This is a genomic window from Nocardia gipuzkoensis, from assembly GCF_021183645.1.
GTDB lineage: Bacteria > Actinomycetota > Actinomycetes > Mycobacteriales > Mycobacteriaceae > Nocardia > Nocardia abscessus.
On record NZ_CP089225.1, the window covers coordinates 6703281 to 6717953 of the forward strand.

At 69.9% G+C, this 14673-nt stretch carries 8 protein-coding genes; all 8 read left to right on the forward strand.

All coding sequences use genetic code 11. The features are described from left to right. Window positions 1-199 precede the first annotated feature (199 nt). The 8 genes from LTT66_RS30625 to LTT66_RS30660 are packed head-to-tail and all read left to right on the forward strand — an operon-like array spanning window position 200 to window position 14673. Entirely contained in the window at window positions 200-463 is a 264-nt protein-coding gene (locus tag LTT66_RS30625; RefSeq protein WP_233062017.1) for an acyl carrier protein, read from the forward strand. Next, window positions 412-6390: an aminotransferase class III-fold pyridoxal phosphate-dependent enzyme gene (locus LTT66_RS30630; RefSeq protein ID WP_233062018.1), complete on the forward strand. Its 5979-nt coding sequence runs from the start codon at window positions 412-414 to the stop codon at window positions 6388-6390. Before LTT66_RS30625 ends, LTT66_RS30630 begins: the two co-directional genes overlap by 52 nt. Then, window positions 6387-7241, forward strand: a complete 855-nt coding sequence (locus LTT66_RS30635; protein ID WP_233062019.1) for a nucleoside/nucleotide kinase family protein — start codon at window positions 6387-6389, stop codon at window positions 7239-7241. The genes LTT66_RS30630 and LTT66_RS30635 overlap by 4 nt, the downstream gene beginning before the upstream one ends. After that, the gene (locus LTT66_RS30640; RefSeq protein ID WP_181719622.1) at window positions 7238-7492 is read left to right on the forward strand and encodes an acyl carrier protein; all 255 of its coding nucleotides are present in this window, start codon (window positions 7238-7240) and stop codon (window positions 7490-7492) included. Before LTT66_RS30635 ends, LTT66_RS30640 begins: the two co-directional genes overlap by 4 nt. Then, entirely contained in the window at window positions 7489-9237 is a 1749-nt protein-coding gene (locus tag LTT66_RS30645; protein ID WP_233062020.1) for an AMP-binding protein, read from the forward strand. Before LTT66_RS30640 ends, LTT66_RS30645 begins: the two co-directional genes overlap by 4 nt. Then, window positions 9234-10640 carry a cytochrome P450 gene (locus LTT66_RS30650; protein WP_233062021.1) on the forward strand — a complete coding sequence of 469 codons (1407 nt, stop codon included), beginning with the start codon at window positions 9234-9236 and terminating at the stop codon, window positions 10638-10640. The genes LTT66_RS30645 and LTT66_RS30650 overlap by 4 nt, the downstream gene beginning before the upstream one ends. Then, window positions 10637-13384 carry a PEP/pyruvate-binding domain-containing protein gene (locus LTT66_RS30655; RefSeq protein ID WP_233062022.1) on the forward strand — a complete coding sequence of 916 codons (2748 nt, stop codon included), beginning with the start codon at window positions 10637-10639 and terminating at the stop codon, window positions 13382-13384. Before LTT66_RS30650 ends, LTT66_RS30655 begins: the two co-directional genes overlap by 4 nt. Then, a complete protein-coding gene (locus LTT66_RS30660) occupies window positions 13381-14673 on the forward strand; it encodes an aminotransferase class I/II-fold pyridoxal phosphate-dependent enzyme (RefSeq protein ID WP_233062023.1) in 1293 nt (430 codons plus the stop codon). Before LTT66_RS30655 ends, LTT66_RS30660 begins: the two co-directional genes overlap by 4 nt.

Sequence of the window (14673 nt, forward strand, 5' to 3'; positions counted from 1 at the left end):
CCGACACGCGGAAGGCGGGACAGTGAGATTCGGCTGTCCCGTTCGCGGATATCGGAGGGTAAGTGATCGCGGACTCGGCAGGCCAAGAAACCTGCACTGAACTGGGTAGATCTGGTTCGAAACGGTCGTATGAACCTCGATCGGAACATATGTCCCGTGCGTGCAGAAAGGACCGCCGCGACGGTGGAGGAGGCGCTGAATGAATGAATCCGATGCTCTGACGCAACGGGTGCTCGCGATATTCTCGCGCGGCCTGCGCACGACCGAAATAGCTCCCGACACACCCTTGCTGGATTATGGCTTGGACTCGGTGCGGTCGGTGGAGTTGGTGGTCGAGCTCGAGCGGGAGTTCGAAATCGCGATCTCCGACGAGGAGGCTGCGGCGCTGCACACCGCGCGCGAGGTGATCGCGTGTGTGACAGCGAAGACGGCCCGCGTCACGCGGGCCGGGGCGCGAGCGTGAACGCGCGTACCGGGCGGCAGGAACAGATCCCGCCCACCGAATCGGACGCCTTCGGCGATTTCGCCGAGTACAACCGCCCTGGCCTCGCCCGATTGCTACGGGCCTGTCACCTGGACGTGGTCTATACCGCCGCGGAGGGCGATTATCTCGTCCGCGCGGACGGCACCCGGGTTCTGGATCTGGTCGGCGGCTTCGGCGCCGCCCTGTTCGGGCACAACCATCCGGCGCTGGTGCGGGCGGCGACGGCGACGCTGAACCAGCAGGTGCCATTCGTGGCGCAGGGCAGTGTCCGGCCCGGTGTCGCGCGGTTGGCGCGGCGGCTGTCCGAGTCGGTCGGCGTGGGCACCGGCCGGGAGTATGTGGTGACCTTCGGTTCCACCGGGGCCGACGCGGTCGAGGCGGCGATACGGCACGCCGCGGTCGCGCACGCACGCGCCCTGTCCGAGTTGGACGCCGAGATACGGCGGACGCTGCGTCGGCTCCGGCGCGACCGCCTGCACGACGTGCGCCCGACCACGCCCGCCGGAGACCCGGAGATGCGGACCGCCGCGGCGGTGCTCATCGAGTCGCTGGACCGAATCGCGCGGCTGCGCGAGCGCGGACCGGTGTTCGTCTCGCTCGCGGGCGCGTTCCACGGAAAAAGCGTCGGCGCCTTCGCGCTCACCGAACACGCCGATACGCCGACCGACTTCGTCGTGCCCGGCCCGGAGCGGCGACGGCTCGCTACCTGGGCGCCGGACGAGGTGGCCGGCGCGTTCGCGGACGAGCTGTGCACGGTGGGCGTCATCGGCTTCGGTGCCGACGGCGCGCCCGTACGCACCTGGCGGCGTCTGTCGCCCGTCGCGGCGGTGTTCGCCGAGCCCGTCCAGGGCGAAGGCGGCGTGCGTGAAGTTCCCGCCGAAACCCTGCTGGCCCTGCGCCAACTCGCGGATCGGCACGCGGCGGCGCTGGTCTTCGACGAGATCCAATGCGGCATGGGCCGAACCGGCACGTTCCTGGCGTCGGCGCCGTCCGGTGTGCGGGCGGACTACTACCTGATGTCGAAATCGCTCGGCGGCGGGCTGGTCAAGATCGCCGCGCTGCTGGTCGACCGCACGCACGCCGTCGCCGACTTCGGTCGCTACCACACCTCCACCTTCGCCGACGACGAACTGTCGGCCACGGTCGCGGATGCCGCGCTGGACTTGTTGCGCGACAATCAGATCCGGATCAGCGATGCGGGAGCGCGGCTACGGTCACGGCTGGACGAGGTGGCCCGCCGCTGGCCGCGAGAGATCGTCGCGGTGCGTGGGCGCGGTCTCCTCCAGGGCGTGCAGCTGCGGGTGCCGGAGCCGGATTCGGCCCTGCTGCACGAGATCTGCGCGCCCGACATGTTCGGTTACGTGGTGGCCGGATATCTGCTGCACCGGCACGCGATCCGCATGTTGCCCACGCTCTCGGCGCCTACGACGCTGCGGGTCCAGCCCTCGGCCTTCGTCACCGAAGCCGGCATGGCGCGGCTGACGGAAGCGTTGGACGACGTCGCCGCACTGCTGCACCGCGGCCGCTACGACCGGCTCCTGGCGCACCTGGCGGCCCCGGTCAGCACGAAGACCACTGCGCCGGACCGCGCTCCGCTGCCGCGGCGGGCCGACACCCCACCGGCGCGGGATCCACGCGCACCGCTGCGCGTGGCGTTCCTGGCGAACCTGCCCGAGACCGCGGATCTACGCCGGTTGGCCCCCGAGCTGGCGAGCTGGACCGACCCGGAATTCGCTGCCCTGTTCGAACGTCTGCGCGCCGTCGCCGATCCGTTCGAGCTGACCAGGCAGACGATCTGCTCACCGACCGGCGCCGAGGTCGAGATGCTGTTGCTCGCACTGCCGCTGACGGCCGGGCAGATCGTGGCGCACCAGCGGGCCGGCGAGCGGACCTATCTGCGCGAACTGGTGTGGCACGCGGTGGAACAGGCCGTCGCGGCCGGGGCCACGGTGATCGGTCTGGGCGGTTACACCTCGATCGTCACCGATGCCGCTCGCGAGGTGGCCGAAGACACCGTCACGGTCACCTCCGGCAATTCGCTGACCGCGGCCTGCGCCTACGAGGTGCTCAGCGCCGAACTGACCGCACTTCCGCCGGGACAGCGGCGGGTCGGCGTCCTCGGCGCACTCGGCAACATCGGCGCGGTCATGGCCGAACTGCTCGCCCCGCTCGCCGACTCGCTGGTCCTGGTGGGCAGGTCCGGCGCCGGGGCACGCCTGCGTCGCGTGGCCGCCGGACTGCCCGGCGAGATCGTCGTGAGCGAGGATCTGGCCGACCTGCGGGACTGCCGGGTCGTGGTGGCCGCCACCAACTCGGCGGAGCCGCTGATCACCGCACGGCATCTCGCCGCCGATCACCCGGTGCTGATCTGCGATCTGGCCGTACCGGGGGACGTGGACCCGGCGGTCGCCGAGCATCCGCACCTCACCCTGCTCGACGGCGGCCGCATGGCGCTGCCGCTGGGCCAGACCCCTCCCTTTCCCGAAACCGGGTTGCCCGCGGGAATCGTGTACGCGTGCATGGCCGAGACGCTGCTGCTCGGCTTCGAGCCGCGCACCGCGAGCCCGTCCTACGGAGCGCTCACCGTGGCCGGCGTCCGTTCGGCGCGGAGTCTGGCCGCTCGCCACGACGTACGCCCGGTTCTGCTTCCGACAGGAGCCACCACCGTGATCACTCCCGCCACCGCGTCCGCCCCGATGTTCCTGGGCGCGGCCGACTTCTCCCCGGCCCGCGCGGGCGGTAAAGCCGCCACACTGCACGAACTCCTGGCCGACGGCTTCGCGGTCCCACCCGGATTCGCCGTGCCCGCCGACCTGGACTTGGACGGCGTCTCCGACGACGAGCTGGCCGACTGGGTGCGGGCCATCGGCGGGTTCCCGGTAGCCGTGCGCTCCAGCGGCGTACTCGAGGATCTCGATGATGCCAGTTTCGCGGGCCAGTACGAGTCCTATCTGGACATCGCCGACCCGGCCGCACTGCGGACGCACATCGAGCGATGCCGCGCATCGGTGCGGAACGAGCGCGTGCGGGCGTATCTGTCCCGGCGTGGAATGGCCGATACGGACGCGACGGTGGCCGTCCTTGTGCAACGCATGGTCGAGGCCCGCTGCGCCGGAGTCGGTTTCAGCATTGATGTGCTCACCGGCGTCGAGGAGCACGCCGTGCTGGAGACCTGCCACGGTGTGGGTGAGCGCCTGGTCTCCGGGCAGGTCACACCGACTCGCTACACACTGCGTCTGGCCGACGGCGGGGTGGTGAGCCGCGACGCGGGCGACGAGGACGTCCAGCTCACCGCCGCCGACACCACAGCGCTGGCGGCGCTGCTGCTCGCGGTGCAGGCCCGCCGCCATCGGCCGCAGGACATCGAATGGGCGATCGACGGCGACGGCGCGCTGTGGTTGCTGCAATCCCGTGCGGTGACCGCGATCAGCTGGCGCACCGACATCGACCAGTTCTCCGACGCGGACCTGCGGGACGGCGGCGTCTCGGCCCGGGTGTGCACACCGATGATGTTCTCGCTGTACGACAACGCCTTCCAATACTCGATGCAACGGTTCTTCGAAGGGCTCGGCCTGGCCGGTCCGGGTGCGGAGCCGGACTGGATGGCCATGTACTACGGCCGGGCCTACTGGAACGTGAGCGCGGTGAAGAAATGCTTCCAGCGCATTCCGGGTTTCGACGAGCAGCATTTCGACGACGACCTCGGCGTCCTCAACGAATACGGCCCCGACGGGCCGATTCGCACGCCGAACACGCCGTTGACCATCGCCCGCGCCCTGCCCGTGGCGCTGGCGGTGCAGCGCAGCTATCGCGAACAGCTCGCCGCCGTCGACAGGTTCGCCGCGAGCTGGCCCGCCAAGTACGAGGCATGGCAGGAGCGGGTGCGCGCGCTACCGCACACCGACGAGGCGACCTTCGCCGCCGATCTCGCCGACTGCCTGCTCACGCTGCACGCCGCGACCGAGCGCACCTACTTCACGACGATCTATCACAACTCCAGCGTGCAGACCGATTTCAAACAGCTGCTGGACAAGGTCGACGCAGCCACCGGCGCGACCAGCTCGGCCATCGACCTGATGGGTGGTCTCGCCGAGATCAGCCACATGGCGCTGCAACGCGGCATCGTCGAATTGCACCGGGTGGCACAGGAATCCGGGCTGGACGGCCCGGCGTGGGACGACGCGCTCGCGGCTTTCCTCGCCGAGCAAGGCTTCCACGCCGACGCCGAACTCGACCTCACCTGCCCGCGCTGGTCGGAGGACCCGCAGCGGGTGCGATCGATGATCGCGGTGATGCTCGAGCACGGTACCGCGCCTGCCGATCCCGCGACCACGCTGGTGGAGCAGCGCAAACGCTACGAGTCCGAACTGGCCGCGGTCCGCGCCCGGGTCCGTGCCCGGCCGACCACGCGGGTGCGGTACGCCAAGGCGCTGGACAAGCAGATCGAGCGGATGCGACGGTATCTCGTCGCCCGCGAGCGGATGCGCGAATTCTCCTCGCAGTGCTACGCCGTCGTGCGCGCCTACGTGGTGGAAGCGGGCACCCGTTTGGCCACCGCGGGTGCGCTGGAACGCGCCGACGACGCGTTCCAGCTGACCATCCACGAGCTGACCGATCTGGTCGCCGGCCGAGTGGACGCCGCTGCCCTCGCGGCCGTGCTCGCCTATCGCCGTGCGATGTACGCCGGATACCGCGATCTGACGCCACCGCACGAACTCGGTGGCGGCGTGACCGTCGCGGCGGTGCGCGCCGTCGCCGACGGTGACCTGACCGGCCTCGGGTGCAGTCCCGGAGTTGCCGAGGGAACGGCCCGGGTGATCACCGCGCTTTCCGGCATCGACCAATTGCGCGAGGGTGACATCCTCGTCACGCGCTTCACCGACCCGGGCTGGACTCCCGCGTTGGGTTTGGTTGCCGGTGTGGTCACCGAGGTGGGCGGCATGCTGTCGCACGCCGCCGTGATCGGACGCGAGTACGGCATTCCCGCCGTGCTGAATGTGGCGGGTGCGACGAACGCCGTGAAATCGGGTCAGCGCATCCGGATCGACGGCAGCGCGGGAGTGGTGCGGATCCTGGACGCCGACCTCGTCGCGGCTCCCGCGACGGACCACGCCGCCCCGGCCGAGTCGGTCGCCGACCAGCCGCGTGCGGACATCGCCACGCGCGCCGAGCCCGAAGCGGTCTCGCCGCCGGATCGCGTGATCCGGGAAACAGGCACGACCCCATCAGATCTTGCCGCAGCACCCCGCGTCCCACGCGGTACGGGAAAGGACACGACACTGACCGCACGTAAACGTCTCATCTGCCTCGCGGGTGGTGACGGCTCGGGCAAAACCACCCAGGTGGCCAGGATCGCCGCCGAATTCGAGGCGCAGGGACACAGCGTCGCCGCGGTGACGATCTGGGACGCGTTCCTCGATCCGAAGATCTCCTCGAAACTGCCCTGGCGCGATCCCGCCGAGATCTACGGCTACCTCCAGCTGCTGACCCCGCTCAGCCGCGCGCACTTCCTGTTCCACGCCATGCAGCTGTCACTGGACCTGGCCGCCGAACGCGGCGCGGACATCTTGCTCGCCAACGCGTACTGGTACAAGTACTACGCCACCGAAGTCGCCCACGGCGGCGATCCGGTCGTACTGCGCAACTTGGCGGCAGGATTCCCGGAACCCGACCGCACTTTCTACCTCGCCGTGCGGCCGCAGGACGCGCTGGGCCGCAAACGGTTGCGCAGCGACTACGAAAGCGGCTACGGCGACGAGGAGTCGTTCCTGGCCTTCCAGCAGCGCAGCCACGAGGCGCTCGACGCGTTGTCGGACGAGTTCGGGTGGATCCGGCTCGACGGCACGGCGGAGCAGGCCGAGATCACCGCGGCCGTGCTCAACCAGTTGCGCGAGGACGACCGATGAGCGGGCACACCCGCCGGGTGGCCCTGGTCGGCATCGACGGGGCGGGCAAGTCGTCGGTCCTGGCCGCGCTCCGCGGGCTGGCGGAGGAATCCGAGGGCGGCGGGTTCGCCTCGATGACCTGTCCCGATTTCCACGACACCGGCAACGTTCCGCTCACCGAGCTGTCCCGGCAGCTCAGGGCATTCAGTGTCGGCTGCGACGAGATCGGCGACGTGGCGATGAAGGCCACCGCGATGTACCTGCAGATGACCCTGTTCGGGCCGGTGGAACAGCACTTTCTGCGCACCTGGTCACCGGATGTGCTGGTGTGCGAACGGCATCCGCTGATCGAACTGCTCGTCTACGGCCCGCTGTACGTCGCGCTGGCGGGCACCGACGGGCGCTGCCGCGAGCGGCAGGACGAGATCGCCGCGGTGCTGGAGCGCCACCGGCCCGGCACTTTCGCCGACATCCTGGCGTGGCAGCACGCCCAGGCCGCACGGCTGGGCAGCTCGCCGGACCCGTGGCTGCTGCTGTCGGAGATCGCGGAGCTGGTGAGTCGCGACATCGCGGGCGCGGTGTCCGGGTTCGCCGAACGGTTCCGCACCACGCTGCCGGATGCCGTGCTGTGGCTGGACGCCCCGCCCGAGCAGGCCGCGGCGCGCTGTGTGCAGCGGTCGGGCCGCGGACCCGTCGAGGCCCACGAGACCACCGAGCGGCTGACCGCTCTGCGCGCAGGCTACGAACAGGTGCGCGAGACCCTCGCGAGCGCGTTCCCGGAGGTGGCATTCCACCGCATCGACACCGGCGACGACGTCGACCTCGAGGAATCGGTGCGCGCCTGCGTGACGGAAGGGAAGTTGCTCAGATGAGCACACGCGACGACATCGGCTCGGCCGATCTGGAGGCGCGGGTCCGCGCGATCGTCGGGGAGGTGCTGTGGGTGCCCGCGGCCGACCTGGACCCGGTGGCGCCGCTGATCGACTACGGACTCGACTCGCCGACCGCCATCGAACTCACCATTCAGCTGGAACAAGCCTTCTCCGTGAGCATCCCGGAGGACGTCGCCGTCCGGCTGACCACGGTCGCCACGATCGTGCGCTACGTCAAGGACCAGACATGACCACACCATCCGGGGAACTGCGCCCCGAACATCCGAGCATCGTGCACGCGCTGCTGGCGGCCGGCGAGCGAGGTGTGGCGGCGGCATCGACGATCATCCTCGCCGAGCGCGCCACGGCGCACCAGGACGACGAGATCCATTGGCGGCACGATGATCTCTTGACCGTCGCGAGCCGCGCGGCGGCGGGTCTGGCCGCCGGTGGGGTACGCCGGGGCGACCGGGTACTGCTGTGCCTGCCCACCTCGGCGGAGTTCGTCACAGCATTCTTCGGCGCACTGCTGCTCGGTGCGGTGCCCACCGCGATCGCCACCCCGGGTGGCTTCGGGGCCGCGGAGTTATTCCTGGACCGATTCGAGCGGCTGCTGGCCTATCTGGAGCCGACGGCCGTGGTGAGCAACTCAGCGGTGGTCACCACGCTGCCGCTGCCCGCGTCGGTGGCGGCGATCGACGCCTCGTCGCTACATGCGCTGGCTCGCACACCGGACGCTCCGGCGCTCGCGCCCCACCTGCCCGCACCGGACGATCTCGCGTTCATCCAAGCGACCTCCGGCTCGACCGGTACGCCGAAGGGGGTTCAGGTCACTCACGCGAATCTGGCCGCCAATTGCGAGCAGATCGCCCGCGCCGCCGCGATCGGGCCCGGCGACACCTGGGTCGGCTGGCTGCCGCTGCACCATGACATGGGCCTGATCGGCGGATTCCTCACACCGCTGTTCCGCGGCATCGACGCGGTGCTGATCCCGCCGAACCGATTTCTGCGCCACCCGGCGGACTGGCTGCGCGCGGTCAGCGGGCATCGCGGAACCCTGACAGCCGCACCGAACTTCGCCTACGGCTACGCCGCCGCGCGGATCGCCGACAGCGAACTCGACGGAGTGGATCTGTCCGGATGGCGCTTCCTGTTCTGCGGCGCCGAACCGATCCACCCGCCCACGGTGCGGCGGTTCGTCGACCGGTTCGGCGCCTGGGGACTTCCCGCCGACGCGCTCGTGCCGTGCTACGGGCTGGCCGAGGCATCACTCGCGGTGACCGTGTCCGATCCCCGCGCGCCGATCGCGTTCGACGCGGTCTCCCGTCGAACACTCGCCGAAGACGGTATAGCAGTGGACGTTCCGGCCGGTGACGGCGACGCGCTCGACATCGTGGACTGTGGTGCGCCCGTGGTGGGCACCGAGGTCCGCGTGGTGGACGAGCACGGTTCACCGCGCGGCGCGAATCTGATCGGCCGCGTGCAATTCCGTGGACCATCCACCACACCGGGCTATTTCCGGTTGCCCGAAGCCACCGCCGCCACCCGCGTGGACGGCTGGTGGGACACCGGCGACATCGGCTACCTGCGGGATGGACGATTGCGGATCACCGGGCGACGCAAGGACCTGATCATCATCCGCGGCGCGAACTACCTGCCCACCGACTTCGAGATAGCCGCCGAGCAGGTGCCGGGCGTGCGACCGGGTGGCGTGGTCGCGGTGGGGCGAACCGATGCCGGGAGCGGATCGGAAGAGCTGCATCTGATCGTCGAATCCGCCGAGGCGCCGACCGGTCACGGCGCGCTGGCCCGCGCGGTGCGCGCCGCGGTGAGCAAACGCACCGGAGTGCTGGCCGCGGGTGTTCGGATCGTCGCGCCGCGCAGCATCCCCAAAACCACCAGTGGCAAGGTTCAGCGTGCCGCGGCGCGGACTCTGCTGAACGACGATGCGGACGAGTTGGTCGGCGCCGGGCGCGGGGGAGGCGAGGCGCGATGACACCGCCGCCGAGAACCGGCGATCGCCGCCTCGACGGGCCGGCCCTCCGACATCCACTGGGCGCCTACGCCCGCTACCGGGCCGACCCGCTCAGCCTGTTCTACGAGTCCGCGCTCGGCTACGGCAGCGTCCGGCTGCGGCTGGCGCACCAGCACGTACACCTGCTGGTCGAACCCGAGCACATCGAACAGGTGCTGGTCACCCACGCGGGGCGCTACGAGAAAGGAATCAGCTACCGAAGCCTCAACCATTTGCTCGGCCCCGGCCTGCTGACCAGCGGCGGCGAACTGTGGAAACGGCAGCGCGCCTTGATCAAGCCGGTCTTCGCGCGCCGTCACGTGGAGACCGAGATCCCGCTCATGGTCGAATGCGGGCAACGGTTGCGGACCCGCTTGGACGCGCGGGCCGACGACGGCGCGGTCTTCGACCTGGTGCCCGAGTTGATGGGGTTCGCCGCCGACGTCGTGTGCCGCGCGGTACTCGGAGCGGACCTCGACGGTGTGCTCCCGCAAATCGAAGACGATGTGCGTCAAGGAGTTTCGTGGGTCATGCGGCACATGGCCGCACCGGTCCAGGTGCCGCCGCGGCTCCCGACGCCGGGTAACCGGCGCCTGCATGCGGTGCGGCGGCGGTTGCACCGAGTGGTGGACGAGGTGATCGGGCGGCACCGGCAGACCGACGACGCCCACTCCCTGCTCGCCCGGTTGCTCGCCGCCCGCGACGACGCCGGGCACGCGATGGACGACGAGCAACTGCGGCACGAGGTGCTGACCTTCCTGCTCGCCGGTCACGAGACCACCGGAGGGGCACTGGCCTGGACGATCTACGAACTGGGCCGCCACCCGGCGGTGCTCGAGCGGGTGCGCGCGGAGATCGACGCGCTGCCGGACGCGCCGGACGATCCGGACGCCGTGCGGGCCGCGCTGCCCCGATTGGAGTTCACCGGCCGCGTGATCGATGAGGCGATGCGCCTGCATCCTCCGGCGTGGGCGTTCAGCCGCACCGCACTCGAGCCGGACCGATTCGACCGGTTCGACCTGCGGCCCGGCGCGATCGTGGTGATCAGCCCGTTCGTCAACCATCGGCTGCCGCGGTTCTGGGATGCGCCGCTGACCTTCGATCCCGACCGGTTCACGAAGGAGCGGAACCGGGCACGCCCGCCGTTCCGGTACTTCCCCTTCGGCTGGGGCGCGCATCTGTGCGTCGGCCAGCAGATGGCGCTGATCGAGATCCGGGTAGGTCTCGCGATGCTGCTGTCGCGCTACGACATCGAATTGGTGAACGGGATGCGGGTGCGTGAGCGCCCCGAGATCTCCAACACCCCCGACCCGGTCCTGGTCCGGTTGACCCGGCGCGAGCGCGCCGTCCCGGCGACCCGGGCCAGACAGGAGGCCGCACGATGACCAGTACCACCACCGGCGCGATCCAGCGCGCCGAAACGCTCGCAGCCGACCCGGCGGCCGCCGCGCATGCGGGCGCCAAGGCCGCCAACCTCGCCAGGCTGCGGGCTGCCGGGCATCATGTGCCGCCGTTCGTCGTGCTGGGCACCGACACGTGCGCACGGCTACTGGCCCCGTCCGCCGCTGCCGTCGCCGACTTGCTGGTTGGGCTCGACCCCCACGATCCGGCCGCACTGCGGTCCGTCTCGACCAGGATTCGTGCACTCGTCGAGGGACAACCGCTGCCCGGGGACATCGCGGCCGAATTCGACACCGCGGTCGCCGAACTGTCCGGCGCCGGATCAGCTGCCGCGGCCGACGTGCGATTCGCCGTGCGCTCGTCGGTGCGCGGCGAGGATTCGGCCACCGACTCCTTCGCCGGACAGCTCGACACCGTGCTCAATGTCCCGGCGGCCGGTCTGCCCGCCGCGATCGGCACGGTGCTCGCCTCCGCATGGTCGGAGCGCGCACTGTTCTACCGGGCGCGTCGTGGTCTGGACGACGCGCCGGTCGCCTGCGCCGTGGTGGTTCAGGTGCTGCTCGACAGCGTCGTCTCCGGGGTGGTGTTCAGCTGCAATCCGCAGACCGGAGACCCGTCCGAAGCGGTCGTAGCGGCCGCGCTCGGACTGGGCGAGGGCGTGGTGGCGGGCACGGTGGACTGCGACACCTACTTCATCGACCACGACACCGGCGCCATCACCTCTCGGATCGTCGCCGAGAAGCGCAGCCGCGTGGTGCCCTCGCGTAATGGCCCGGGGACCGCCGTCGAGGAACTCGCCGTCCCGGTGACCGACGCGGCACTCTCCGACCCGAGAATTCGCGAATTGGCGAAGGTAGCAGGCGAACTCGCCGGCCACTTCGGCGCGCCGCAGGACATCGAGTTCGCCTACACGGCCGACGGGCGATTGCACCTGTTGCAGGCCAGACCGGTCACGGCGACCGGTGCGCGCGAAACCGTCTTCGACAACGTCAATGTCGCCGAATCGTATCCGGGGCTGTCGAGCCCGCTGACCTTCTCCGTGCTGCGGGCCGCCTACGAGCGGGTCTTCCGCGCCTGTCATCGCGATTTCGGAGCCACCGCGCGGATCGTGGACCGCAACGCCGCAGATCTGTATCCGTATCTGGTCGCCACCGCACGCGGCCGCATCTACTACAACATCAGCAACTGGTATCGGCTGTTCCTCGAGATACCCGGTATGGACTTCGCCATCGAAGGGTGGGAGGCGGCGCTCAATATCGAGAACCGATACCAGCGGCCGCCCCCACCGGCCCGTGGCATCGCCCGGCTACGCGCGACCGCGCTTCGGTTGCGGGTGTTCGCGATCATTTTGCTCGGTTGGCTGCGTCTGCCACGGCGGTTGCGCGCGTTCTTCACCGCGCTGGCGGCGGCCACGGCCGACCTCGAGCGCAGACTGGACCAGGAAACACCGGAGCGCGAACGCGACGCACACGCGCTGCTGGCCTGGACGGAACGCTTCTTCGACGAGCTCGTGCCCGCGTACTCGGTGCAGATCTTCAACGACTTCCTCGCTCAGCAGATGTTCCATGTGGTCGGACTGCAGTTGCGACAAGCCGGCCTTGCCGAGGACGCGGCGCTCACCCTGCGTAACGAGTTGTTCTGCGGCGAAGACGGTGTGGACAGCGTCGATCCGGTGCGGTCGGCACTGGCGCTGACCGCGCAGGTGCGCGCCGACTCGGCGTTGCGCGCGCTGTTCGACGGCCCGGCCACCCCGTACGAGGTCTGGACGGCTCTGTCGGAGGACCGGTTCGCGAACTTCCACGCGGCTTGCCTGCGCCACATCACGGAGTTCGGCGACCGCACCGTGGACGAACTCAAGCTGGAGACCGATCCACTGGGCGAGCATCCGGAACGACTGGTGCCCATGCTGCGCAACTATCTGCGCGGTGGACAGAACGCCGACGACATGATCGCGCGCGAGCAGGCGATCCGCCACGCCGCCGAGCGCGCGGCGGACGACCTGTTCGCAGGTCAGAAACTGCGGCGCTGGGGGTTTCGATTCGCCCTCCGGCTCGCGCGCGAGCACGTGAAGCAGCGGGAGAACATGCGGCTGGGCCGAAGCCGCTCCTTCGGTCTGGTCAAGCGGGTGTTCCGGGAGTACGGCAGGCGACTGCACACCGACGGCCTGCTGAGCGATCCACGCGATATCTTCTGGCTCACCTACGAGGAGATCGCGGCCCTCACCCGCGGAACGGCGGTGGACGCCGACACCACCCGTACCGTCGCCGTGCGCAAGGCAGATTACGAGCGCTGGCGCGCCGAACGACTGCCCTCCCGCATCGTCACGACGGGGATCGCCGCGGCGGGAATAGCGGATGTGGCGCTGGAGGAACCGGGCGAGAGTGTGGCCGCCGGAGCGCGAGTACTGCACGGAATCGGTTGTGCCCCCGGCCGCGTCGAGGCGCCCGCGCTGGTTCTGCGCACCCCGGATCCGGACGTCACGATCGACGGACAGATCCTGGTCGCCTCGACCACCGACCCGGGCTGGGTGTTCCTCATGGTCGCCGCGGGCGGCCTGGTCAGCGAACGGGGCAGCCTCCTTTCCCATACCGCCATCATCGGACGCGAACTCGGTATCCCCACGGTCGTCGGCGTTCCGGGAGTCACCGGCCTGATCGAAAGCGGTGACGTACTGGTGCTGGACGGCCGCGCCGGAACCGTGACACTCGGGCAGGAGCAACCACGATGACCGCACCTGATCTGGCCCACGGCGAGAACTTCAGCCTGGAGCACTACCTCGACCCCGCCGCGCACACGTTCGAACAGCGTTTCGCGGAATTCCGGCCGTATGCCCAGCACGCTCGCGACAGCGGGTTCGTGTTGCGGGAAGTGGCCGGGCCGTCCGGCGCGGTCGTGCCGGTGCGCGATCCGGCGACCGGCTCGACCGACGCGTTGATCATGCTCGGGTCCAACAACTATCTCGGCCTCGGCAACGAACCGTCCATCGTCGAGGCGGCCATCGCCGCGATCCGCGAATACGGTGTGGGACACGGCGGCCCGCCCTTGCTCAACGGCACCACCACCTTGCACCGACGGCTCGAGGAACGGCTGGCGGAGCTGAAGGGCTGCGAGGACGCCATGGTCTTCTCCTCGGGCTATGCCGCCAATGTCGGCTGGGTGACAGGTCTGCTGCGCAAAGGCGATGTGCTGCTCTACGACGAGCAGAACCACGCCAGCCTCTACGACGGCATCCAGCTCGGTCGCGTGCGTTCGATGGCCTTCGCGCACAACGACTTGCGGCACCTGCGCCACCGGCTGATGCAGATCCGCTGGCGCAACCCGGGTGCGAACGTCGTGGTGGCCGTCGAGGGCGTGTACTCGATGGACGGCGACATCGCGCCGCTGGCCGAGATCCGCGCGCTGTGCGACGCGTTCGGCGCGTGGCTGGCCGTGGACGACGCGCACGGCACCGGAGTGCTCGGCGCGCGCGGGCACGGCACCGCTGAGCACTTCGGGCTCGGCCCGGGAGCGGTGGAACTGACCATGGGCACGTTCTCGAAGGTCTTCGCGGGCACCGGTGGTTTCGTCGCCGGATCCCGAGACCTGGTGGACACCCTGCGCTTCTTCGCCCGCTCCTACATGTTCTCCGCCGCGCTCGCACCCTCGGTGGTCGCGGCGGTGCTGGCGGGGATCGACTTCCTCGCCGCCCATCCCGAGCGGGTGGCGCGACTGCACGACAACGTCGGATATTTCGTGCGCGGTCTGCGGGCCATGGGCTTCGCCGTCGACCCCCAGACCGCGATCATCCCGCTCCTCGTGCCGCAGCGTCTCGCCGTCGCCGACGTGGTCACCGCCCTGCACCGAGAAGGTGTGTTCGTCAACGGCGTCGAGTTCCCGGCCGTGCCCCGCGACCAGCAGCGCCTGCGCATCAGCATGATGGCCACCCTCACCCGCGACCACCTCGACCACGCGCTGGACCGTATCGACGTCGTCGCCCGCCGCTTCGGCTTCCATCCCGAACAGGAAGGGATCGCTTGA